At 63.8% G+C, this 20,963-nt stretch carries 23 protein-coding genes; 5 read left to right on the forward strand and 18 right to left on the reverse strand.

Going from position 1 to position 20,963, the window contains the following annotated elements; all coding sequences use genetic code 11:
- Positions 1-122: 122 nt before the first annotated feature.
- From rpsN to rpmB, 3 genes are read right to left on the reverse strand one after another with little or no spacing between them, the layout of a single operon-like run.
- A complete protein-coding gene (gene rpsN, locus LN996_RS17740) occupies positions 123-428 on the reverse strand; it encodes a 30S ribosomal protein S14 (protein WP_011776360.1) in 306 nt (101 codons plus the stop codon).
- Positions 429-432: 4 nt separating this feature from the next.
- The gene (gene rpmG, locus LN996_RS17745) at positions 433-600 is read right to left on the reverse strand and encodes a 50S ribosomal protein L33 (protein ID WP_003798558.1); all 168 of its coding nucleotides are present in this window, start codon (positions 598-600) and stop codon (positions 433-435) included.
- Positions 600-836 (reverse strand): 50S ribosomal protein L28, encoded by a 237-nt coding sequence (rpmB, locus tag LN996_RS17750; RefSeq protein WP_011776361.1) that lies wholly within the window; start codon positions 834-836, stop codon positions 600-602. Before rpmB ends, rpmG begins: the two co-directional genes overlap by 1 nt.
- A gap of 395 nt (positions 837-1,231) precedes the next feature.
- Here rpmB and LN996_RS17755 point away from each other — a divergent pair, with 395 nt between their 5' ends.
- Genes LN996_RS17755 through LN996_RS17765 form a run of 3 tightly spaced genes read left to right on the forward strand, consistent with a single transcriptional unit; the run spans position 1,232 to position 3,976 of the window.
- The gene (locus tag LN996_RS17755) at positions 1,232-2,692 is read left to right on the forward strand and encodes a ferric reductase-like transmembrane domain-containing protein (protein ID WP_231341724.1); all 1,461 of its coding nucleotides are present in this window, start codon (positions 1,232-1,234) and stop codon (positions 2,690-2,692) included.
- Positions 2,689-3,201, forward strand: coding sequence for an FMN-binding protein (locus LN996_RS17760; protein ID WP_231341725.1), 513 nt, complete (start codon positions 2,689-2,691; stop codon positions 3,199-3,201). Before LN996_RS17755 ends, LN996_RS17760 begins: the two co-directional genes overlap by 4 nt.
- Positions 3,185-3,976 carry an FAD:protein FMN transferase gene (locus LN996_RS17765; RefSeq protein ID WP_231341726.1) on the forward strand — a complete coding sequence of 264 codons (792 nt, stop codon included), beginning with the start codon at positions 3,185-3,187 and terminating at the stop codon, positions 3,974-3,976. The genes LN996_RS17760 and LN996_RS17765 overlap by 17 nt, the downstream gene beginning before the upstream one ends.
- On the opposite strand, the gene LN996_RS17770 is transcribed toward LN996_RS17765, so the two are convergent.
- Positions 3,973-4,737 (reverse strand): SGNH/GDSL hydrolase family protein, encoded by a 765-nt coding sequence (locus LN996_RS17770; protein ID WP_231341727.1) that lies wholly within the window; start codon positions 4,735-4,737, stop codon positions 3,973-3,975. The genes LN996_RS17765 and LN996_RS17770 overlap by 4 nt on opposite strands.
- A 53-nt stretch (positions 4,738-4,790) precedes the next feature.
- A complete protein-coding gene (locus LN996_RS17775) occupies positions 4,791-5,270 on the reverse strand; it encodes a MarR family winged helix-turn-helix transcriptional regulator (protein WP_091463442.1) in 480 nt (159 codons plus the stop codon).
- A gap of 69 nt (positions 5,271-5,339) precedes the next feature.
- Here LN996_RS17775 and LN996_RS17780 point away from each other — a divergent pair, with 69 nt between their 5' ends.
- Positions 5,340-5,627, forward strand: a complete 288-nt coding sequence (locus tag LN996_RS17780; RefSeq protein ID WP_159708912.1) for a YciI family protein — start codon at positions 5,340-5,342, stop codon at positions 5,625-5,627.
- Here LN996_RS17780 and LN996_RS17785 read toward each other — a convergent pair.
- The 8 genes from LN996_RS17785 to LN996_RS23715 form a co-directional block, all read right to left on the reverse strand.
- Positions 5,603-6,427 (reverse strand): SGNH/GDSL hydrolase family protein, encoded by an 825-nt coding sequence (locus tag LN996_RS17785; protein ID WP_231341728.1) that lies wholly within the window; start codon positions 6,425-6,427, stop codon positions 5,603-5,605. The genes LN996_RS17780 and LN996_RS17785 overlap by 25 nt on opposite strands.
- Positions 6,424-7,254, reverse strand: coding sequence for an SGNH/GDSL hydrolase family protein (locus tag LN996_RS17790; protein ID WP_231341729.1), 831 nt, complete (start codon positions 7,252-7,254; stop codon positions 6,424-6,426). The genes LN996_RS17785 and LN996_RS17790 overlap by 4 nt, the downstream gene beginning before the upstream one ends.
- A gap of 202 nt (positions 7,255-7,456) precedes the next feature.
- A complete protein-coding gene (locus tag LN996_RS17795; RefSeq protein ID WP_231341730.1) occupies positions 7,457-8,512 on the reverse strand; it encodes a siderophore-interacting protein in 1,056 nt (351 codons plus the stop codon).
- On the reverse strand, positions 8,509-9,333 hold the full coding sequence (locus LN996_RS17800; protein ID WP_231341731.1) for an ABC transporter ATP-binding protein: 825 nt from the start codon (positions 9,331-9,333) through the stop codon (positions 8,509-8,511). The genes LN996_RS17795 and LN996_RS17800 overlap by 4 nt, the downstream gene beginning before the upstream one ends.
- A gap of 1 nt (position 9,334) precedes the next feature.
- Entirely contained in the window at positions 9,335-10,444 is a 1,110-nt protein-coding gene (locus tag LN996_RS17805; RefSeq protein WP_231341732.1) for an iron chelate uptake ABC transporter family permease subunit, read from the reverse strand.
- Positions 10,441-11,556, reverse strand: a complete 1,116-nt coding sequence (locus LN996_RS17810; protein ID WP_231341733.1) for an iron ABC transporter permease — start codon at positions 11,554-11,556, stop codon at positions 10,441-10,443. Before LN996_RS17810 ends, LN996_RS17805 begins: the two co-directional genes overlap by 4 nt.
- A 5-nt stretch (positions 11,557-11,561) precedes the next feature.
- Positions 11,562-12,632, reverse strand: a complete 1,071-nt coding sequence (locus LN996_RS17815) for an iron-siderophore ABC transporter substrate-binding protein (RefSeq protein ID WP_231341734.1) — start codon at positions 12,630-12,632, stop codon at positions 11,562-11,564.
- A 134-nt stretch (positions 12,633-12,766) separates the two neighbouring features.
- The gene (locus LN996_RS23715) at positions 12,767-12,901 is read right to left on the reverse strand and encodes a hypothetical protein (RefSeq protein ID WP_269215811.1); all 135 of its coding nucleotides are present in this window, start codon (positions 12,899-12,901) and stop codon (positions 12,767-12,769) included.
- A 178-nt stretch (positions 12,902-13,079) separates the two neighbouring features.
- Here LN996_RS23715 and LN996_RS17820 point away from each other — a divergent pair, with 178 nt between their 5' ends.
- The gene (locus LN996_RS17820; RefSeq protein ID WP_231341735.1) at positions 13,080-13,574 is read left to right on the forward strand and encodes an FBP domain-containing protein; all 495 of its coding nucleotides are present in this window, start codon (positions 13,080-13,082) and stop codon (positions 13,572-13,574) included.
- Positions 13,575-13,659: 85 nt separating this feature from the next.
- On the opposite strand, the gene LN996_RS17825 is transcribed toward LN996_RS17820, so the two are convergent.
- The 5 genes from LN996_RS17825 to LN996_RS17845 form a co-directional block, all read right to left on the reverse strand.
- Positions 13,660-13,980 (reverse strand): 2Fe-2S iron-sulfur cluster-binding protein, encoded by a 321-nt coding sequence (locus LN996_RS17825; protein WP_231341736.1) that lies wholly within the window; start codon positions 13,978-13,980, stop codon positions 13,660-13,662.
- Positions 13,981-14,008: 28 nt separating this feature from the next.
- The gene (locus tag LN996_RS17830) at positions 14,009-15,244 is read right to left on the reverse strand and encodes an NAD(P)/FAD-dependent oxidoreductase (protein WP_231341737.1); all 1,236 of its coding nucleotides are present in this window, start codon (positions 15,242-15,244) and stop codon (positions 14,009-14,011) included.
- Positions 15,237-16,508 (reverse strand): cytochrome P450, encoded by a 1,272-nt coding sequence (locus LN996_RS17835; protein ID WP_231341738.1) that lies wholly within the window; start codon positions 16,506-16,508, stop codon positions 15,237-15,239. The genes LN996_RS17830 and LN996_RS17835 overlap by 8 nt, the downstream gene beginning before the upstream one ends.
- Before the next feature lie 134 nt (positions 16,509-16,642).
- A complete protein-coding gene (locus LN996_RS17840; protein ID WP_231341739.1) occupies positions 16,643-17,422 on the reverse strand; it encodes an IclR family transcriptional regulator in 780 nt (259 codons plus the stop codon).
- 22 nt (positions 17,423-17,444) lie between these two features.
- A complete protein-coding gene (locus LN996_RS17845; RefSeq protein ID WP_231341740.1) occupies positions 17,445-20,918 on the reverse strand; it encodes an ATP-binding protein in 3,474 nt (1,157 codons plus the stop codon).
- Positions 20,919-20,963 lie beyond the last annotated feature (45 nt).

The raw sequence follows: 20,963 nt of genomic DNA on the forward strand, positions 1-20,963 counted from the left end.
CCCCCCCCCCCCCCCCCCCCCCCCCCCCCCCCCCCCCCCCCCCCCCCCCGCATCACCCCACTAATCACCCCCCCCCCCCCCCCCCACCCTCCGCGGCCCCCCCCCCTTTCAGAGCTTCGTGATTACCAGGAAGACTTGGTGATGCCCGGGAGCTCACCGCGGTGAGCCATGTCGCGGAAGCGAACACGGGAGATACCGAACTTCTGGAGCGTGCCGCGGGGACGGCCGTCGATCTGGTCGCGGTTACGCAGACGGATCGGGGAGGCGTTGCGGGGCAGCTTCTGCAGGCCGAGGCGTGCAGCTTCGCGTGCTTCGTCAGTCGCGTTGGGGTCAACCAGGGTCTTCTTCAGTTCGAGACGCTTGGCAGCGTAACGCTCAACAATGACCTTGCGCTGCTCGTTGCGAGCAATCTTGGACTTCTTTGCCATGTGTTTAGCGCTCCTCTCGGAATTCGACGTGCTGGCGGATCTTGGGGTCGTACTTCTTCAGGACCAGGCGGTCCGGGTCGTTACGACGGTTCTTGCGGGTTACGTAGGTGTAACCCGTGCCCGCGGTGGACTTCAGCTTGATGATCGGACGTACGTCCTTGTCCTTTGCCATTAGAGCTTTACTCCTCGTGCCAGGATGTCGGCGACGACTGAGTCGATGCCGCGTACGTCGATGGTCTTGATGCCACGGGCTGACAGGGTCAGCGTGACATTACGGCGCAGGGACGGAACCCAGTAGCGCTTCTTCTGAATGTTCGGGTCGAACCGACGCTTGTTGCGACGGTGCGAGTGCGAAATGCTGTGTCCAAAGCCCGGCTCGGCTCCGGTCACTTGGCAGTGTGCTGCCATGACTCTCCTCCAAAGATTGAATGTAACGGCGTGCAGATGTTCCTGCGTTACCGTGCGACAGGCAGCGTCCGCATCCGGGTCCAGACCATTTCGGTAGTTTCCGCAGCAAGTGCGGCGAAGAAGGTTGGCCTCAGGACCGGGCAGTGATCAACACTGGAACAAGTCCTGGGATACCGGGCGAATACAGGAATGCACGCAACTTGAGCCCCTAACTACCGGCCAACGGGATGTCGGAAAACCGACAGTCACCACCAACCGGAGCAATTGCACACGAACCGCACTACCTAGCGCCTAACTATTCTACGGGCCAGGCCAAATTAAGACCAATCCGGCATCATACGCCCCTTAAAGCTCTTTCACAGCAGAACGAAAGGATGCTCGGTGAGTCTTAGGTCATGACCTCGTTATTGACCCCGGATTCGCCGGTGGAAACCGCCCCGGCAACGGCCTCGCGAAAGCGGCCACCCGCCGTCGAACGCTTCCGTCCCCAGGCACGACGGCGACTTGCCCGGGCAGATTTGCTCGGGGCCGTGGGGTGGTTGTCGGGTGTGGCGGCGGTGGCACTGTGGCTGGCCGACGGCGGTGCCAGCGGCTTCTCAAGCTTCGCGGGGACCATGACTGCCCTTGGCATCGTCGCCGGACTGATCGGCATGGATCTGGTTCTGCTGATGCTGCTGCTGGCGGCAAGAATTCCGGTGGTCGACAACGCGATCGGACACGATCGTGCCTTGGAGATCCACAAATCCCTCGGGAAGCCGGCACTGTATCTGCTCCTGGCGCACGGGCTGTTCTTAGCTATTGGATACGGCGCCGCGGAGGGACTGGACCCGTTGAGCGAGTCCATCTCACTCTGGGTCAACGTGCCTGACATGTGGTTGGCATTTGTGTCCATGGCACTGTTTATTGCCGTGGTGGTGACGTCCCTGGTTGCAGTCCGCCGCAAGTTCCCTTACGAGTTCTGGTATGTGGTGCATTTGCTGACGTACGCGGCCGTTGGGACGGCTATCCCGCACCAGTTCAGCGTAGGCGGGCTATTCGCCGAAGGAACGTGGCAGCGCTGGTATTGGCTGGCCCTGTGCATCGGCACGGGCGTGGCGCTGGCCTGGTTCCGCATATACCAGCCCCTCGCGGCAAGCTTCAGGCATCAACTCACCGTCAGCCGGGTGGTCCGTGTGGCACCGGGTGTCTTCAGTATCGAAATGACGGGACGGAACCTTGAACGGTTGGCCGGCTCTGGCGGGAGGTTCTTCTTGTGGCGATTCCTGGCACCTGGCCAATGGTGGCGGCCGCACCCGTTCAGCCTTTCCGCGGAACCAGTTCCCGGAGGCCGGAACCGACCCGGCAAGCTGCGCATCACTGTCCGCAACCTGGGGGAGGGTTCTGCCAGCCTGGCCCACATCAGGCCAGGCACCAAGGTGGCGATCGAAGGTCCCTACGGCTTGTTCAGCACAGCCGCCCGATCCCGCGAAGACGTGGTCATGATTGGTGCCGGCATCGGGATCACGCCCTTGCGGTCGCTGTTGGAAACCACGCCGTTTGACCCTGGTCACGCGATCGTCCTGCTCCGCGGCCATGACGAATCCGAACTCTTCCTTGGCCAGGAAATCATGGCCCTCTGCCAGGCGCGCGGTGTCACGCTCTACCACCTGACCGGGCCAAGGTCCTCCGGAGACCATTCCTGGCTACCCCGCAACGCGGTCAACGACGGCTTCACGCTCAGCTCCTACGCACCCGCAATTGCCAATGCCGACGTCTACGTTTGCGGCCCTGCCCTCTGGGCCTCCTCCGTGATCCGGGACGTACAGGCGGCCGGCGTCCCGGCGGAACAACTCCACAACGAAAGGTTTGACTGGTGAGAATTCGACCAGCACTGGCAACCGCCGTCGCGTCGGCCGGTATCCTTCTGGCCGGCTGGCAGTCAGGCGCGCATATCGCCGAGACCGGCACGGCGACCACCACCAGCCTGGGCAGCAGCGCAACGAGCGGCGGCACCGCCTCCGGCGGTACAAGTTCCGGCGGAGGCACCACTACCGGGTCTTCTTCCGCAGGGTCCGGAAGCAGTTCCGGCAGCAGCACGGGAAGCACGACGGCGGCAACGTACGACGGCGCGTCCGTCCAGACCCGCTTCGGTACAGTCCAAGTGCAAGTGACGATCCAGGGCGGCAAAATCACGGAAGTCACGGCGTTGCAGCTCACCGATGCTGAACGGAAGTCGGCTCAGATCAGCAGCCGCGCGGCACCGGTTTTGCGGTCCGAAGTACTCCAAGCCCAGTCCGCCAACGTCCAGACCATCGGCGGCGCGACCGTCACCAGCGACGCCTACCTCACCTCGCTTCAGGCAGCCCTCGATGCAGCCAACTTCTAACGGACAACAGCTCCGTGCCCGCACCTTCCGCAGCATGGGCACGGTGGTGAGCCTGACAGTGGCGAGCAACACCTACGCCGATACCGCCGTGGACGAGCTCGAGTCCGCCGTCGAGGTTGTTGAGGGCGTCTTCGTGAAACTGGACCACGCGTTCAGCCTGTACCGTCTCGGCTCCGAAGCGAGTCGACTGGCCCGCGGCGAGCTGACGTTGGCCTATGCCTCGGAGACCATGCGGGACCTTTACGCTGAGGCATCCGAGTGGCGGCTCGCGACAGAAGGTGCCTTCACTGCGGAGCGCCCGGACGGCCGACTGGACCTGTCCGGGATCGTTAAAGCCCATGCCGTGCGGGAAGCGGCGCTGTCCCTGCGGGCACTCGGGCTTCAGGACTGGTGCGTGAATGCGGGCGGTGACGTGCTGGTAAGCGGGTCACCCGGGCCCGCCACGAATGACCCCTGGCTCGCCGGCATCCTGGACCCCCTGGATCGCCAGGCGTTGCTGGGCGCGTTCCCGCTGCAATCCATGAAGGCACTGGCAACGTCCGGGTCTGCCGAACGCGGCGACCATATTTGGGCCGTAGGAGGGGCCAGGCCGGAGTTTGTCCAAGTCTCCGTCGCGGCAGCGGACATCGTCACGGCTGACGTCCTGGCAACGGCCATTGTCGCCGGCGGAACCCGGACGTTGGATCAGGCCGTTGCCGGATGGGGCGTTGAGGTGCTCGCTGTGCGGCCCGACGGTGAACTGCTGGCCACACCGGAATTCCGGTCCGCCGCCTAGAGCGGCCTGATCAGTTCGGGGTATTTAGGACTCAAGCCGTCGCCGGAGGACACGCCGCGTACACGGCGGGCAACCCACGGCGCCGCTGATTCCCGGAACCAGCGGGCGTTGGACTTCAGGACCTCCACGCGGTTCATCAAACGGACGGGCGCGAGTTCGGGAATCTCGATCACGTGCTCATGCTCGAGGACGTCGAGCACGCGCTTTGCCATGTTGACGTGGCCGGCGGTGGACATGTGCATCCGGTCCTCACCCCAGAGGCGCCAATCGTCGTACTCGTCGAACCGCCAGTAATCCACCAGCAAAGCGCCATGGTTCTCGGCAATTTCCCGCACCAGTTCGTTGTAGATCGCAGTCCGGCCGCGCATGGCGCTGAAGACCTTGGAGCTCTTGGCATCAAAGCCTGTGAAGAGGACCACGGTGGCGCCCGTCGCGCTCAACTTGGCGATGCCGGCGTCGTAATCCCCAAGAAGGGAGTCAATATCGATCTTGGGCCGCAGGATGTCGTTCGCCCCTGCATACAGCGTCACCAAGGTTGGCTTCATCGCGACGGCGGCATCCACCTGTTCGGCCATGATCTGGCGTAGCTTCCGGCCACGGATTGCGAGGTTGGCGTAGCCGAAGTCGGCATTGCTGCGAGCCAGTTGCCCGGCCACCACATCAGCCCAGCCTCGAACGCCATTGGGACGGTGGGGATCGTCGTCGCCGACGCCCTCAGTGAACGAGTCCCCCAGGGCAACGTAACGGGCAGAAAAATCCATGCCGCCAGTCTGCCACTTGAACGCTCAGGGCCACAAAGCCCGCGGCGGGAGCGCTACGAGTCGCGAAGGATCCAGTGGTTGTTGTCCAGGCGGGCAACGATCTTCTCTCCGATGCGTGCGAGGTCGGACACGTCTTCCGGGCTCAACGAATCCAGCATCAGGGTTCGCACGGATTCCACGTGTCCCGGAGCGAGGGAAACGATGGTGGACATACCGGCGTCGGTCAGGTGGGCCACCGTGACACGGGCATCACCGGGGTGTGCCTGCCGTTCAACCCAGCCACGTTTCTGCAGCTTGGTGACCACGTGCGAAAGGCGCGACAAGGAGGCACTCGTGCGCGCAGCAAGCTCACTCATGGGAAGGTAACGGCCCTCGGTTTCGGAGAGCATCGCCAGTACGTTGTAGTCGAACAGGGACAATTTTCCGGCCGACTGAAGCTGGGTATCCAGAGCCGAGGGAAGCAGGGTGTTGATGCTCAGCAGGGCCAGCCAAGCACGTCGTTCGTCGGCGTTCAGCCAGCGGGGTTGAGTCATGCATCCATCTTATGAGAATCCGCTGCTTCATTTGGGTGCCGGCCACGGCACAGGCGATAGGCTGGCGGCATGTTTGTCGTCTCATTGACCTACAAGGTTCCCGACGAAATTGTCGACTTCCACCGCCCGGGCCACATGGCTTGGCTTAAGGACGCGTTCGACGCCGGGATCTTCCTTGCGTCGGGACGTCGCGTTCCAGCCACCGGAGGCGTGCTGCTCTCCAAAGTGGACAGGGCCGCGCTGGATGCCTCGCTGGCCGAGGACCCGTTCTACAGCAACGGAGTGGCCGAGTTCGAGATCATCGAGTTCACGGCCACGAGTGTCGCCGAGGGCTACGAAAACCTGCTGGACAGCTGAGGCTTCTGCGCTTTAGCAGTTCCCAGCCTCTCAGGCAGCACCACCGGCATGAGCCCGGGCCAGCGCGCCCCCAGGTGGTCTCCGCTCGAAACGCCGCGGAGCCGGCGCGAAAGCCAAGGTCCGACGTCGCGCCTGAGCCAGGCGACGTCGTCGGCGATGTTTTCGGTGCGGGTCCGTGGACGGGGAGCTGCAAGCGTGGGCGACTGGAGTGAATGCGGCTCCCTCAGCACCTCCATGACCTTCTTGGCCATATAGCCATGCCCCGGAGTGGACATGTGCAGGCGATCCGGAGCCCACATCCGCGGGTCCTGGAACTTCTCGAAGCACCAATAGTCCACCAAGAGCGTTTGGTACTTCGCCGCAATCCGCCGGATGGTGCGGTTGTAGATTGCCGTGCGAACTTTGAGCGGCTCAAGCAGGGGCGACAAGGGAACGTTGTAGCCCGTGAACAGCAGGATCGTGGCACCGCTCGCTTTGAGGCGCCTGACCGCATCCTCGTAGTCCCTCATGAGCTTGGCCATGTCCAGCCGTGCCATGAGGAGATCGTTGCCGCCTGCGTAGAAGCTGACCAAGGTGGGGTCCATGGCCAAGGCCTGCTCGATTTGTTCGTCCATGATCCGTTGAAGGCGCCGGCCGCGGACGGCGAGGTTGGCGTAGCGCGTTGCGGCATCATTCCGCGCCATTTCTTCTGCAACACGATCAGCCCAGCCCCGGCAGTTGTTGGGGAGCCTGAGATCGTTGTCGCCCACACCTTCGGTGAAGGAATCGCCGAGGGCAACGAACCGGACCGGCTTCATCATTGCGTCGCCTCTTCCATGAGTTTCTTCAAACCACCCTTGCGGGGCACCTTCACGGGCTCCGGCCAGCGGGGGGTGAGCGTATCGCCGAGTGTGACCCCGCGCAGCTTGCGCCCAAACAGAGGAACCACCCAGTCGTTCACCCAGCGGCGCTGCCGGCGTTCCCATTCGCGCATGGACATTCGGGAGGGCGGGTCCCATTCCTTGGGCGAGATCTTGTGCGGGACGTCGAGGTGATCCAACACTTGGGCGGCCAAGTACTTGTGGCCTGCCTTGGACATATGCAGCCGGTCCGGGGCCCACATCCGCGAGTCTTTGTAGGCATCGAAACACCAATAGTCCACCAAGACGGCGCCGTATTTGGCTGCGATGTCGCGGACCCTTTGGTTGTACAAGGTGTTGCGCTTCTTGAAGGGTTCCAGCACGGCTGAAACCTTAACGTCGAACCCGGTGAACAGGACCAGGGTGGCGCCGGTTTCGCTCAGGCGTGCGACGAGCAGCTCGTAATCGTTGAGGAGCGCATCCATGTCAGTACCAAAGTCCAGGATGTCGTTGCCGCCCGCGTAGAGCGTGATCAGCGTTGGTTCCATGGCCAACGCAGGCCCAAGCTGTTCGTCGATGATGTGCCGGAGCCTTTTGCTGCGTACTGCCAGATTGGCGTACTCCCAGCCCGACTGTGCCTTGGCCAACTTCTCGGCAACCCGGTCGGCCCATCCGCGGACCCCGTTGGGCAGCACCTTACTGGGGTCCCCCACGCCCTCGGTGAACGAATCCCCGATGGCGACAAACCGCCGTCGAACGTTGTTCCCATCCCCGAAGTCGTCCCGCACCCCACCGAAGCTACCCGCCCCCGGTTAAGCCCGGACCAACCCAAAGTGAACACAGAAACCACCCCAAACCTGACGGAGAAGGAGAGGCAACGAAAGGTGCGGCACGGCCGGTTGGCGGGCATCCGGCAGCGTGCGTCAAAGCGACGAAGGAGCAGCACGCCGAGGATGGCCGACAATCGGCCACCCAACGGTAGAGCTGGACTTAGCCCTCTGCCTTGCCTCGTCGCCAGTAGCCCATGAAAGCAACTTGCTTACGGTCAATACCAACGTCCCGGACCAGGTAGCGCCGCATTTCCTTGATCACGAACGCTTCGCCGGCGATCCAGGCGTAGAACGGCAGGGCACCGGCGGGAAGGGTGGGGTTCTTGCTTGCTTCGATGGCGGCGGTGTCCATGCGCTGCGGGGTTTCCCAGAGGATGTCCTGGTCCACGTTGACGTCTTCGGGCTCGGGTCCGGCTGCGGTCCCATCGCCCTTGATGCCAACCCAGCCCGGCACGGGAACGGCCTTGGCCACGGCTTCCTTGAGGAGTTCACCGTGGGGGCGCGAGCGTCCGATGGCGGCACCTCGTGCGAGCCACGTGATTTCGATGTCAGCTGCGGTGTTGATGTCCTGGAAGTCGGCGGCTTCGGGGACTTCGAGGAAGGCATGGCCGGTCATGTCGGCGGGCAAGCTTTCGAGGATGGCGCTGATCGCGGGGACGGCGGTTTCGTCGCCGGCCAGCAGGATGCGCTGGGCCAGGCCCGGACGCCATTCAATACCGCCGTATGCGCCGGCCGTGGTGCACTGGGCTGCGCGGTTGTTGGGGCCGATGATGGTGAGCGCGTCGCCTGGTTTCGCTCCAAGTGCCCAGTTGGCTGCGGGTCCACCATGGCCGGCGTCGTCGAAGTGCATGACGAAGTCGATGTCGATTTCCGGGTACACAGCGTCAAGACGCTCGGACCGGACGGTGTACGTACGCATGTCACCACGGACGGACGGGTCCATGGCCAGCCATTCCTGGTACCAACCGGCCTCTTCCATCCTGAAGGCAGGCAGCGGGATCTGCTGTCCGGCGGCGTCGAAGGACGGAATCATCAGCTTCACGCGCAGGTCCAGGGTGTCGCCTGCTACGCCGAAGTCGCGCAGCGAGTAGCCGCCGAACGTGATCCGGCGGAAGTTGGGGCTGAGCTCCTGCACCGCAGTGACCGTGACGTCGAAGGCAAGGGTCATGGGTTCCACTGCGGCACTTGCTTTGGCCTGGGTCGGTTGTGCACTCATGAGGCGATCTCCAGTTCGTTGGTTGAAGCGGGGCGTGCGTGGTGGCGTCCGATGGGGACGATCAGCGGTGTACCTGAGATGGGGTCCGGAACCACACGGGATTCCAGGCCGAAGACGTTGAAGACCAGCTCTTCGGTCACTACGACGGGAGCGGGACCTTCGGCCACGATGCACCCGCCCTTCATGGCGATGACGTGGTCTGCATACCGGGCTGCCAGGTTGAGGTCGTGGAGCACGATCGCCACCGTGGTGCCGCGGCTGCGGTTGAGGTCGGTGACCAGGTCCAGGACTTCCACTTGGTGTGCGAGGTCGAGGTAGGTGGTCGGCTCGTCCAGCAGCAGGACCTCGGTTTCCTGGGCCAGGGCCATGGCAATCCACACGCGCTGGCGCTGGCCGCCGGACAGTTCGTCGATGCTCCGCTCAGCGAGTTCCAACGTGGCGGTGGCGTCGAGCGCGCGCTGCACCGCGGCGTCGTCGGCTGCGCTCCAGCTGCGGAAGAAGCCTTGGTGCGGGTAGCGGCCGCGCCCCACAAGATCCCGGACGGTGATGCCGTCGGGAGCAGTCGGGTGCTGCGGGAGCAGGCCGAGCGTCCGTGCTAGTTCGCGGGCGGGACGGGTGTGGATGTCCTTGCCGTCGAGTGTCACCGAGCCGCCAGCCGGCTTGAGCAGGCGGGAGAGGCCTCGCAGGAGCGTGGATTTTCCGCAGGCGTTGGCGCCCACGATCATGGTCACTTTGCCCTCGGGGATTTCGGTGGAGAGCCCCTCCACCACCTTGCGCTGCTCGTATTGGAGCGTCAGGTCCTGGGCATTAAGGATGGCCATGTCAGGCCTCCTTTCGGTTCGACGTGACCAGCAGCCACAGCAGGAAGGGTGCACCGAGGGCGCCGGTGATGACGCCGACCGGGAGGACGGTTCCGTCGAGGATGACGGGGGCGATGTTGGAGGCGAAGAAGTCAGCGAGGAGCACGATCAGCGCACCGGTAAGGGCCGACGCCGGGAGGCTGGGTTTGCGGACGATACGACGCGCGATGGGTCCGGCGAGGAAAGCGACGAACGCCACCGGACCGGCAGCAGCAGTTGCGACGGCGGCGAGTCCGACGGCGGTCAGAACCAGTCCCAGCCGGGCGGCGTTGACCTTAATGCCGAGGCCTGCGGCGGCGTCGTCCCCGAGTTCGAGGATGCGCAGCGGGCCGGCCAAGGCAATGACGGCAGGAATCAGGACCAGCAGGGAGGCCGCAAGGACGCCTGCCCGGTCCCAGGTGGAGGAGTTCAAGGATCCGTTGAGCCAGATGAGGGCGTCGGCGGCGGTGCGGATATCGGCGCGGGTCATGAGGAAGTTGACCACCGCATGGAGGGCTGCGGCGATGCCCACGCCCGCCAGGATGAGACGGTTGCCGGCGGCATTGCCGCGGCTGCCTCCGCCCGCGCCCGAACCGGTACCGCGGGAGATCGCGTAGATGATGGCTGCGACGCCGAGCGCACCGCCAAGTGCGGCTCCGGAAACCACTGCTCCGGAAGCTCCGAAAATCACGATGGCCGTCACGGCAGCAGCGCTGGCGCCGTAGCTGATGCCGATGATGTCCGGGCTTGCGAGGGGGTTGCGCAACATGGTTTGGAAGAGCGCCCCTGCCAAACCGAAGGCGACGCCGATCATCGTGCCAACCACTGCACGGGGCAGCTTGTGCTCCATGACGATGAAGCTGGCCCCCGGGATCTTCTCGCCGCCGGTCAGGTGGTTGATGACGATCGTGAAGAAGTCCGGGATGGTGACGGTGTAGCTGCCCAGGAGCACGTACACCGCGAACATGACGACTACAGCGAGCCCGAGGAAGAAGGTGGGGCCCAGCACGCGCCGAAGTGACAATTGATGGCCATGTTTGCCGGGATTATTGGTGCTATGTGCCATCTCGGGAGCGGCTTTGAGGGCGGTCATAGTCCGGCCCCCTTTCCACGACGGATGAGCCAAATGAAGACCGGGGCCCCGATGAGCGCGGTCATGATGCCGGCGGGCACTTCGCCCGGGAGCAGGATGACACGGCCAACGATGTCGGCGCTGATCAGGAGGATGGGGGCCGCAACCGCGGAGAACGGCAGGATCCAGCGGTAGTCCGGCCCGGTCAGCGAGCGGACTGCGTGGGGGATGACAAGCCCCAGGAAGGCAATCGGTCCGGCCACAGCCGTGGCAGATCCGCAAAGCAACACGATGCCCAGCCCGGTGATGGCACGGGAGAGTGCGACGTTCTGGCCGAGGCCACGGGCAATGTCGTCGCCGAGTGCCAGGCTGTTCAGAATGCGGCCGCCGGCCAGGACAATCACGGCCCCGATGGCAAGGAACGGCAGCGCAGGAAGGAGGACGGACCAATCACGTCCACCAATGGTGCCCACCTGCCAAAAGCGGAAACGGTCGAAAGTGTCCTGGCTCGAAACCAGGATGACGTTCATCAGGGAGAACAGTCCGGCGCTCAGGGCCGCACCCGCGAGGGCGAGCTTGACCGGCGTCGCACCGTCCCGTCCACGGGACGCAATGGCGTAAACGACGACGGCGGCCGCTGCGGCGCCGATGAAGGCGAACCAGATGTACCCGGACAGGGACGTGATGCCGAAAACGTAGATGCCCACTACCACTGCGAGGGCGGCACCGGCATTAAGTCCCAGGATGCCGGGATCGGCCAGCGGGTTGCGGGCCACACCCTGCATGGCTGCGCCGGCCAGGCCAAGGGCAGCACCGGCCAGCAGGCCCAGGACAGTTCGGGGAATCCGGGCGATGACCACAGCATGGTTACCGTCGGCCGGATTGAAGTTGGTGAGTGCTTCCCACACGGTGTTGAGGGGAAGTCCGCGCGCGCCGATCGCCAAGGAGGCGGCGCTCACTGCGGCGAGTACGACGACGGCCACCAACAGCCAAGCAGTGCGCTTGCCTGCGGTGCCCCGGGAACCGGTTCCCCCTCCGGTTCCCACGGCGCCAGGGGTGATGCCTCCCGGGCCAGCCGGCACCGAAGTGCCGTTGCCCCGCCCCTGGACCGCCGTCGTCGTACTCAGTTTCATTGCAGTTACTTGCCCGCTGCGTCAGCGGCCTTACCCAGCTGCGGCAGGAACGTGTCCAGTGCCCACGGCAGGCTCAGCGGCGAGGAAGCAGAGATGGAGAGAGTCAGTGTCTGGTCGGAATCAGCAACCAGGGCGCCCTTCTTGATGGCCGGGATCTGGCCAAGCAGCGGGTCGGCCTTGATGGCGTCAGCAGTGGTGGCATCCGGAACCCAAGTGACGAAAACGTCGGATTCGAGCTCATTGGCCTTTTCAGCAGACCACGGGATGAAGAATTCCGTAGCGCTCTTGGTGTTCTGCTCCACCACGGGAGCCAGCTTCATGCCGATTTCGGAGAGGAAGCGGGGGCGGTTGTCGATCGCGGTGTAGACATTGACGCCGTCGCCCTTGGCAGGTTCAAGGTTGCCGTAAATGAAGGTCTTGTCCTTTAGCTGCGGGAACTTGGAAACCTTGTCCTTGACAGTGGTTTCGGTGTCCTCGATCAGCTTCTTGGCTTCGGCTTCCTTGCCCAGTGCCTTGCCGATGAGGGTGGTGCTTTCCTGCCACGGCGTACCGTAGGCGAGCTCCGGCTGCGCCACAACGGGGGCGATTTCGCTGAGCTTCTTGTAGTCAGCCTCTTCCAGGCCGGAGTACGCGGCCAGGATAACGTCCGGGCTGAGCTTGGCGATCTCGGTGAAGTTGATGCCGTCCGCCTCGGAGAACTGGACCGGAGCCTTGTCGGTGCCAAAGCCGGCGCCAAGCTTCTCCAGTGCTGCGTCCTTCCAAGGGGTAGAGCCCTTGTCGTTATTGCCCCACTCGTTCTTCGGAACACCCACGGGAACAACGCCCAGTGCGATCGCGACGTCGTCATTGACCCACGAGACGGTGACTACGCGCTTGGGCTGTTCCTTGATGGTGGTCTCACCAAAGACGTTCTTGATGGTCACGGGGAAAGCTGAGGATGCGGCCTGCTCAGATGCCGGAGCGGAAGTTGCCGGACCAGTGGAGCAGCCGGTGAGGGTAAGAGCGACGGCGGCAAGGGCGGCCGTCGCGGTTCCTGCTGTTTTCAGCAGGGCGCGGCGTGGGAGAAGGGAAGCCACGGGACTCCTTAAGTAAGTGATGCGAACCTAAGTAAGGCTAGCCTAGCCTGCCGATAATTAAGAAACGTTTGCGTCACGTAATCCTCCCATCGTGGCCCCTTTTGCGCCCAGTGAGAGGCAGATCACACCCTCGATCACCTCCCGGTGGACAGCATCACCGCAATTTTGGGAGGATAGCGGCAGCGGACTACCGCTTCCAAGGAATACGACGAGGGGTTGAGCATGCGCGCTGTTTCAGTTGCCGCTGCCACGGTTGGCGAGGTGGCCACTTTGGCCTGCTTGGCACTCCCCCTTACGTCGGCATCTTCCTGAGCTCACCAGGCACCCTGGTTTAAGGGGTCTTGTCGCTGTGCCCTGCAGCTCGCAAGATGACCGACGGCTTCTGCCATTCCGCGCGCTCCCACTGTGGCCGCGCGGACGTCGACCATTCCCGAAAGAAGCTTTGCCATGCAGAAAATCACTGCCCAACAGATCCGTTCGTCCTTCATCAACGCCAGCCGCTCCGAGGCCGCCAAGCTCAACCTTCCGCGCAACTTCGAAACCCTCGACTGGGACAACCTCGAATTCCTTGGTTGGCGCGACGAGAAAATGCCCCAGCGCGGCTACCTCGTGGTTCCGCACCGGGGCAAGCTCACCGGACTCCTGCTCCGGGCTCCTGAAGGCGGGTCCGGGAAGAGGCGCGTAGTCCTCTGCGAACTGTGCCGCGACGTTTTCTCCAAGGACGACGTTTACCTGTGGGTCGCCAAGAAAGCCGGGCAATCCGGCAAGGACGGCAACACCGTGGGAACACTGATCTGCGCCGAGTTCGGCTGCAGCACCAACGTGCGCAAGGAACCGCCCGTCAACGAGATCAACCCGGACCCGGCCGCCGTCGTGGTTCGGCAAATCGCCGGACTGGAATCCAGGACCGGACAGTTCCTGGACCGGGTCCGGGCCAAGTAACCAACTAGTCCCAAGTAGGTAGCAGCAAGCGCCGTTTAGAACCCTCAAAACGGCATGACCTGCTACCTACTTGGGCGCGCCGGACCTACTCCGGTGCGATGGTGACAGTGGCCCCTTCGCAGGAGCTCTCGAAACCCAACTGGCAGGACAACCGGGACCGATCCTCGACGTACGTGTCCGTTTCGACGAGTAATTCCAACTCGTCCTCGCTGCGCTCCCCGGCGGAAGGGAATGCTTCCTTCTCAAGAAACACGTGGCACGTGGCGCAGGACGCGGTGCCGCCGCAGGACGCGAGGATGGGGAAATCGTTATCCCGCAGGACTTCCATGAGGGACTGATCGGCTGACCACTCGACGGCGTGTTCCTGGCCTTCACGGTCAATGACGTTGATGTTCTTGGTGCTCATTGCAGGATCCCTTTCCTGGATCGAAAAATCAGATTGCGGCTTCTGCCAATGGGGTGCCCGGGACGGATGCGAGAACCGGGTCGACGGCTGCCCCGGCGGCGATCAGCTTCTTGGCAGCCATGAAGTCCTTGAGGGAATCAACTGTGTCCACCGCGGACAACCTGCCGCCGCGGAGGTAGACCACAGAGAATTTCCTGTCCTCCACGTTCCCCCGCACAATCACGTCATCGTCCGGGTGCCGTACGCCGGCGGTCTGGAGGCGAACGCCGTGCTGGACGGTCCAAAACCACGGAATGTCTGCGTCCTTCCTCGGTTTCTCCACGATGTGGTGGACGATGCTGTCGGCCTGGGCCTGCGCGTTCTGGATGCATTCCAGGCGGAGGCTCGATCCGTCGAAAGGACTCGTAAAGCGGGTGACGTCGCCTGCGGCATAGACCGACGGACGCGACGTCCGCCCGTGCTCGTCCACCAGGATGCCGTCGTTGCACTCCAGCCCGGCAGCTTCGGCCAACTGTTGGTTGGGCACCACGCCTATTCCGGCAATCACGACGTCGGCTGGGTAGCTTTCGCCGTCGGCCGTCACTACCCGCTCGACCCGGTCGCCGCCCTCGACTGCTGTTACAGCGGCACCGAAAACGAAGCGCACCCCGTGTTTCTCGTGGTGCTGCTCGAAGAACCGTGAAACAGGCTCGGACGTCACGCGGCTCATGACACGGTCCTGGAATTCAAGGACAGTAACGTCACATCCGAGCGCAGCCGCGGCGCCGGCCACTTCAAGGCCGATGTAGCCTGCCCCGATGACAACTACTTTGGCACCAGGGGCGAGCCGGGCACGGAGGCGGGTGGCGTCGTCGAACGTTTTCAGCGTTTGCACGCCCGGAAGGTCACCGCCCGGGATCCGCAACGCCCGCGCCGTGGAACCTGTGGCGATCACCAGCCGGTGATAGGCCCGGCTCGTCCCGTTGGACAGCGTGACTGAGCAATTTTCGACGTCGACCTCCCGGACTTCCAGCCCCAGCAACGTCTCGATGCCCCGTTCCCCGTAGTATCCAGCACGGCGCAAGGGTGTGACCTGGTCCGTGGCGCCGGCCTTCAGCAATTCCTTGGACAACGGGGGCCGCTCGTAGGGAAGCCGGTCATCGGCGTCGACCAGCAGGACTCCGCCTTCCCAACCTTGGCTGCGAAGCCCCGCTGCGACGGAGACACCTGCGTGGCCGGCCCCCAGGATGATGATCGGTTCTTCAGGGACGTGCGGCTCATGCATTGGACTTCTCCATCGTGACGAACAGGTGCTCCGGACCGGAGTTGGTGAGGTTGTTGCCGCGGACATACTCGATCGGCTTGTTGGGATCCAGCACCATAGTGGCGAGCCTCTGCGCCAAAAGCCCGATGGTCACGGTGGTTTCCAGGCGGGCCAGCGGGGCTCCGAGGCAGCTGTGCACGCCATGGCCGAAACCAAGGTGTCCTTCCGGCCTGCGGTCGATGTCGAATACTGCCGCGTTGGGATACTTCCGGTCATCCCAGTTGGCGGCAGCGGGCATGAGGCGAACCACTGAGCCCTTGGGGAGGGTGACTCCGGAGACCTCAACGTCCTCGGTAGTGATGCGGCTAACCCGCTGCACCGTTCCGCGGTACCGCGCTAGTTCCTCCATGAACAGTTCGGCGTCCTCCGGTGTTTCCCGGATGCGCTCCAGAAGTTCCGGATTCTCAGCGAACACACGGAAGGCGTTGGCGATCAGGATGGTGGTGGTGTCATGACCGGCCACGAAGACGAAGGCGCACAACTCCTTGGCTTCCTTCTCGCTGAGCAGCCCGTCCTTCCACATCCGCGCGATTTGCCCACCGACAGACTGGTTCTCCTCCGCATGCAGCCGCTCGAGGTTCTCCTTGAGGAAGTCGAAGAAGGCGAAAGCGCTCTGTTCGTCGGTTCCTGTGCCATTGGCGTTGCGGGCGAGACGGCCGAAGTAGCTGAACGTCTCGTCGGACCAGAATTTGAGCTTGTCGAAGTCCGGGTTGGGGACGTCCAGGAGCGCGCTGATGGTGGACATGCTCAGGGGAATCGCGTAATCGTCAACGGCGTCACCACCACCGGCGGCGAGCATGTCGTCCAAGTACATGGTGGCGTTCTCCCGCACCCTTTCTTCAAAGGTCGCTACGGCCTTGGGTGTAAACGCCTGGGCCACCACCTGACGCAGCCGGCCGTGGTTGGGAGCATCGAACAAGGTCAGGAAGGTCAGCGGGATCGGGTCCACCACCTGGGACGAGAACATCTTGGGTGCACGGAGGCCTTTCCTCACGTCGTCGTAGCGGGTAATGAACCAGACATCGGACTGCGGCGTGAAGCAACGCAACACGGGAGCGTTCTCCAGCATCCACTGGTAGTGCGCGTACGGGTCGCCCTGGCTTCCGTCGTCCACCACCTTGAACGGCTCCAGCCCTTCGGGCCATTCCAGTTCATGGGAGTACGGCGGCAACTCGCGCGGTTCGTGCTCGACGGCGGCGACGGGGCACGTCAAAGGCTCAGACATCGTTGTCCTACTTTCGGGCTGGTGGCGGGATCTGCGAGGTCACCGCCGGGTTGATGTGATGCAGGTCTCCAGTCTGTGGATCTGCGATCAGCGAATGAACAGCCCTTCCGCTCAGCGGAATGAGTCGCGTTAAATCAGAGCCTGCGCGAGCCCGGAAGCCTGTTGTCGGCACCAAGGCTCCGCGAGATGCCGTGGGCCGCCGTCAGCAGCGACGGGATGATGGCCGGTACGTTGGCCTCATCGCGGGGGACGATCGCATTCAGCGAGGCCGCAATTTTGCCCGATGCTCCGAAAACCGGAACCGCGATGCCAATCCAATCCATGTGACCGATGCCAGGGATGGCAACGTGCCCGCGCTGCCGGATCTCGGCCAAGTGCTTCCGGATGAGGGTTGGATCGGTGATGGTATCCGGGGTGACGGCTTCGAGGGGCTGCGAAAGAATCCCATCCTGGTAGGCTTTGTCGGAAAAAGCGAGGAGAACCAAACCGGACGATGCCGCGTGGATCGGCATGCGTTGGGCAATGTGGGCAGCATCCAGCGGAGATTCAGGATCCGACAACCGTTCGACGTAAAGGACCGATCCCCTGTCCAGCACGGCCAACGTGGTGTGTTGCCGGACGGTGGCCTGGACGTCTTCCATGTAGGGCAGCGCCACTTCCTGCAGGCCCAACGCCTTGGATCCCCGGGCCCCGAGTTCCCACATCCGCATGCCGACGCGGAGCTCATCCCCGGAGACCTTCTCGATCAAGCCATGACGGGCCAACTCCTGGACAAGCCGATGGGTAGTCGTCAGTGGAAGGTCTGCCCTCCGGGCCAAACCCGACAAAGTCATGGTGGGCAGGGCCCGGTCGAAGGCCGACATCAACCGGACCACCCGGCTGATGACGGATTCCCCTGGAGTGGATTCGGTCATGCAGCGAGTTTGCCACGGACCTCTACCGCAGGACGATGTCCACCGGGTTGGCCTCCGACCGCCACGCGCCGGGCTCGCCCGGTCCGGCGATCACCGGTGCCGTGAGCACGCCCGAACGGTTGGTGCGCTTGTCCCTCAGGATTTCCGTGACGGACCCGAGGTGCCTGGACAAGTCGATCACGTTTTCAGGAGCAGCCAGCAGGAGCTGGAACCCGAACTCGTGAAGGGCCTTGATCCCGGCGCCGGCGAATTCCTCGGAAGCCAACACGAACGCTTCGTCCATCATCACGGTGCCGTACGTCGTGAAGCCCTGCTCGGCGATCCCCAGCTGGTAACTGAGTGCGGCGGCCATGATGAACGCGGTGAAACGCTGGCGCTCACCGCCGGACATGGAGCCAGTATCGGCATGCATGAAGACTTCGGTCTTCCGCTTGGCTGCCTTGCCGGTGCCGGCTTTGCCCGATTTCGAAGCAACCTCGCGGTGCTCCTTGCACTGGATGAACAGGTGCCCGCGAACGTCCAGCACCTCGGCCCGCCAGCGACGATCCTCCGGGGTCTGGGAGCCAAGACGCTTGACCAGGGTTTCCAGTGACTTATAGCGCGCGGTGAGCTCGGCGTCGTCGTCCATGTCTGTTGGTGAAACGGCAGTGCCGCGGGACGGACGCGTGTGCTTCGCCTTCAGGGCGTTCTGGATCGCATCCTTGAACTGCTTGGCCGTGGCCGGGAGCGTCTGCTTGATGTCCAATTCCAGGAAGCTGCCCTCGTGGAAGTTCACCTCGGATAGGATCCCGTTGAGGGGCAGGATACGGCTGGTGATGCTGCGCCGTTCCTCATCGAGCAAGTGCAAAAGCGTGCTGAAGGACTCGTGCGTGCGCTGGTTGAAGAACAGCCGGAACTCGGCCTCCTGCGCGGGCAGGCCGTCGCTGACGATTGCGTGGTACCGGGATTCGAAATCCCCCGCGGCCCCGATCGACGTGCCGTGGTCGGCGCTGATGGCGCTGCCCCAGTCGCGAACGAAGGCCTCGAACATGCGGGTCAACCGTTCGGCCGTTGCCTGTCCACGCGATTCCGCGGCATGCAGTTCGTCGAGCAGTTTGTTGCGGACACTGTTGGCGAGGTTGTCGAGTTCGTACAACTCGGAGACCTCGCCGACGCCCGAGAAGTACGGCTCAAGCGCAGTGACGGTGGAGCCCGACGGCGGTGCTTGCTCAAGCTTCAGCCTCGCGGCATCGAGCAGGCCGTCAGCTGTGGTCATCTTGTGGTCGAGCGCCTTGTATTCGCTCTGCAGCACCGCGGCCGCCCCTGTGGAGGACTGGTGCTTCTCGCGCACGGTCTCGATGTTTGCACGCAATGGCTCAAGGTCCGCCTGTGCGGCCAGGGCATCCGTGAGGCGCTGTTCGATCCGTGCGAGCTCCTCGGCTGCGACGGCAGCGGAGACCTGCTCCCACGGGCGCTCATCTTCTGCGACCCGACGGAGTGCTTCCAACTGCCGGGCCATGCCCTGGTGCGAATCCTCGCGGCTTTGGGCCAGCTCCGCGGCTTTGGCCAGCTCGTTCTCCAACTCGCCCACGCGGGCCGCCACAAGCTCCAGCTTGGAGGCGTTGTCGAAACCGAGAACGTAATCCTGGCGGCCCGTGAAACGGTCGTCCTTCTCCACGGTGTGCCGGTTGCGCTTGACCACGCCGCCCAGGCTCAAACCCTTGTCCATCCCGGCGAGCTCGTCGGGATCTTCGACACACGGGTAAGCGAAGTCCAACGCGATCCGCTCGCGGATCCATTGCCCGGCGTCGGCATTGGCACCTGAGGTGAGGATGCTCAACTTAGTCAAGAGGTCGCCGTCGGACACGTCCTCCACAGCCAGCGCGCCACCGGCGAGCGGCTTGGACACGTCGACCGCCCGGAGGGCACCGCGGACGGTGTTGTCATTGAGGTAGCGCGTCACAGCAGCAAAGTGCTCGCCCGGAACCAGCAACGTGGTGGCAAGGTTACGCAAGGCACGTTCGGCAGCCGGGCGCCAGTGATCCTGCCCCTCGTCGAGGTCAATCAACTCACCGCCAAACGGCATCCGCTCTTCCGGGACACCTGTTGCGGCCGCGATGGCAGCACGGTTTTCAATGCTCGAGGGCGGCAGCAAGGACTTGCGCGACCGCAACGACAGCAACTCCTGCTGGGCTGCTGCGAGTTCACGCTTCTTGGTCGCGTGGCCGTCGAAAGCCTCGAACCGAAGCTCCTTCAGGGCCTCCGAATCGTCCTTCAGTTCGGCCGATCGGGCCGCCGCCTGCTCATGTGCCTGGTCCCAGCCCTCGGCGGACCATTCGAGGTTCAAACCGGCCTCGGCCAAAGCCTTCCTCGCCGAATCCTCCACCTGCTGGCGCAGCTTCAGGCCAACTTTGGCGTTCTCCAACGACTGCTCAATCGCCGAAATCGCGTTGCCGCCGCGGTTGTTGTAATCCAGTTCAAGGTCGCGGAGGTCCTTGGCCAAGGCATCCCGCACGGTGCGCTCGGCCGCCAGTTCCTGGGCCTTGGACTGCGCCAACTCCTTGAAACGGGCCAACGTCTTGGCGTGGACCGTGACCGCAAGCTGCTGTTTGTAGGCCTCGAACTCCCCGCCGGCCAACTCGCGGAGGCGGTTCGCATCCAGCAATGCCTGCGCGTACTCCTTGTTCAGCCCTGGAACCGGAGCCAATTGGTCGCGCTGTTGCCGCACGTCCTCCAGCCGTTGACGGATCGACATCAGGTTGCTGAACTCTTCCACCACGTCATCCGCGGCAGCCAGCGTAGCCGGAGCGTCGAGCACCTGGTCGCGGAAGAACGTGTTTACACTGCCACCCAGGCCCTTACCGGCCTGGATCACGCGAAGCAGCGGCAGCGCCTGGTCGGAGTTGATTCCCAAGAGCCTCCGGAAACGCTCCGCGAACGCCTTGTGGACGTCGAAAACCTGGCCATCCGGGAAGATCGACTCCAACGCGCCCTTGGTAAACCGCTTCTGCGCGATCCCCTCAATGGCCTCAAGGTCCAACGGTTTGCTGTCGATCACATAGAAACGCCCGACACTCGACTCCGTGCCGTTCTTCGGCAAATCGAACAACGCCGACACCGTCACCTTCGTGCCGGCAGCGTTATCAAACGTCAGCGCGACGGCGGACCAGGTGGCACCCGGGCGTTGGAAGGCACTCGCCGAGCTATCCCCCACCGCCTTATCACCCACCTTGCCGCGCATGTAGGTGAACGTGGTCCTCTTGTCCTCCACAGCGCCGCCGGACCGCTGGGCTGCAGCCTCATTCGAGCGCGGACGGGCATCGAAAACACGGAGCATCGCATCAAAGAGGGTCGACTTGCCGACGCCCGAGTTGCCAGTGAGCAGGGTGCCCTTGCGGTCCACGTGCATGGTGTGGGCGCCGTGGAAGGTGCCCCAGTTGACCACCTGCACGAGCGCCAAACGCATCTGGCCGGGGTTCGTGAGCTCGCCGAGCGGGAGCATGCTTGCGATGGTCACTTCTGTGTCCCTTCAGCGTCGGTTGTGTCCGCAGCGGTACCGTCC

It is taken from the genome of Arthrobacter sp. AK01, assembly GCF_021109375.1.
Lineage (GTDB): Bacteria > Actinomycetota > Actinomycetes > Actinomycetales > Micrococcaceae > Arthrobacter.